The sequence below is a fragment of the Leisingera sp. F5 genome (assembly GCF_001593695.1).
Map to the genome: position 1 here is coordinate 1 of NZ_LUKH01000652.1, position 1,925 is coordinate 1,925.

The 1,925-nt window shown below is 60.4% G+C and carries 2 protein-coding genes; both read right to left on the bottom strand.

The window, feature by feature from the left end:
• Positions 1-959: formate--tetrahydrofolate ligase (locus A2I95_RS34395; RefSeq protein ID WP_291737016.1), on the bottom strand; the 959-nt coding region annotated here is incomplete at its 3' end.
• Between the two features lie 188 nt (positions 960-1,147).
• Positions 1,148-1,723, bottom strand: coding sequence for a sulfurase (locus A2I95_RS34400; RefSeq protein ID WP_291737017.1), 576 nt, complete (start codon positions 1,721-1,723; stop codon positions 1,148-1,150).
• Between the last annotated feature and the right edge of the window lie 202 nt (positions 1,724-1,925).

The following is a 1,925-nucleotide window of genomic DNA, read 5'->3' on the forward strand; positions in this document are numbered from 1 at the left end:
GCCTTGCGGCACTTGATGTTCATGAACTTCTCGGCACCCAGATCGGCGCCAAAGCCTGCCTCAGTCACCACATAGTCAGCGACTTTCAGCGCGGTCTTGGTGGCAATAACCGAGTTGCAGCCGTGGGCGATGTTGGCAAACGGGCCGCCATGCACAAACGCCGGGTTGTTTTCCAGGGTCTGCACCAGGTTCGGCTGCATCGCGTCCTTCAGCAGAACGGTCATTGCGCCCTCTGCCTTGATGTCGCGGCAGTAGACCGGGGTCTTGTCGCGGCGGTAGGCCACGATGATGTCGCCCAGGCGTTTTTCCAGGTCCTTGAGGTCGTTCGCGAGGCACAGGATCGCCATCACTTCCGAGGCCACGGTGATGTCAAAACCGGCTTCGCGCGGGAACCCGTTGGAGACGCCGCCCAGGGACGCGGTGATGGTGCGCAGGGCGCGGTCGTTCATGTCGACCACACGGCGCCATGCGACGCGGCGGGTGTCGATCTCGCACTCATTGCCCCAGTAGATGTGATTGTCGATCATTGCCGACAGCAGCGAATGCGCCGAGGTAATGGCGTGGAAGTCGCCGGTGAAGTGGAGGTTCATTTCCTCCATCGGCACCACTTGCGCATAACCGCCGCCGGCCGCGCCGCCCTTCATGCCGAAGTTCGGGCCCAAGGACGCCTCGCGGATACAGATCATCGCGTTCTTGCCGATCCGGTTCAGACCGTCGCCCAGACCCACGGTGGTGGTGGTCTTGCCTTCGCCCGCAGGCGTCGGGTTGATCGCAGTCACCAGGATCAGCTTGCCGTCTTCTTTGCCCTGCACCGAGTTGATGAAGGACTGAGACACCTTTGCCTTGTCGTGGCCGTAGGGCAGCAGATCGCTGTCCGAAATCCCGATCTTCGCACCAATCTCTTGGATCGGCTTCTTCTGCGCTTCACGCGCAATCTCGATGTCACTCTTGTAGCTCATGGCAAAGTTCCTGCTGAGTTTGCATACGATCGCCGGCAAACAAATGCCGGTTTCGCGATAGACTTAGCCAATATGCGGCAAATCACGCGCTTGATTTCCGACATTATCCTGCCTTGAAGCGGCGTAGGGCCACTCGCAGCCCCCAGCACGGTTCCTTAAAGGAAACGCTTTCCCCTAAAAGAAGGAACTCACGGCGCCCAGGCACGTTGATCCGGCACAAAAAGGGTGAATTCGCCGCCCAGAGACAGGCTTCCCGGCCGTTCTACCCAGGCGGTGATTCCCCGGCGATTCTTTGCGGCCGGCTTGAACCGGACGCCATATCCGCTGTGATCATTTTCAATCTCCCGCCCTGGCAGAACGCAAGGCCGGTTTTCCATGTCAACAGTCAAGGTCACTCCGTCCGGTCCTTGCAACCGGGATCCAGGCGGCACAAAGGTAAAGTCCGGGATGCCGCGAAGGATGATTGTGGCGCCCAAATAAGCAGGATCGAGACGCTCCATTCCCATATCCGCCGCGATCAGCGCCATCTCTTCCTCGGACAAAATTGTCAGCTGGCGGACATTGCGGATTTCGGTGCCTTCCGGATAGAGATTACGGACCCGCACGCAGGAGGCGCGGTTCTCCCCTTCGTGGCGTTCACCGGCAATGCCGCAAAACCCCAAGCGCAACCGGTCAGACGGCTCGGACTGCAGACTATCGCCGGCCGGAACCATGCCCAGCCATGCGATTTCGCCCTTGAACCCGCTGTCCCGTAATACCGGCATTGCCTGTTTCTCCTGCTGAAATTTAATCAATCCCGGCGGAGGCTACACGCTTTGGCAAAGGTTGCCAGCGCGAAAGCGCCTGCTACCCCTTTGTTTCCGGACGAGGGAATGGCGCAGCCGGCCAAAGGATCGGATCGCCAATGCGATCCGATCCAGGCGGGGGCCGCGGCAGGCAGCTTTGCTGCCTGCCGCGGCCCCCGCC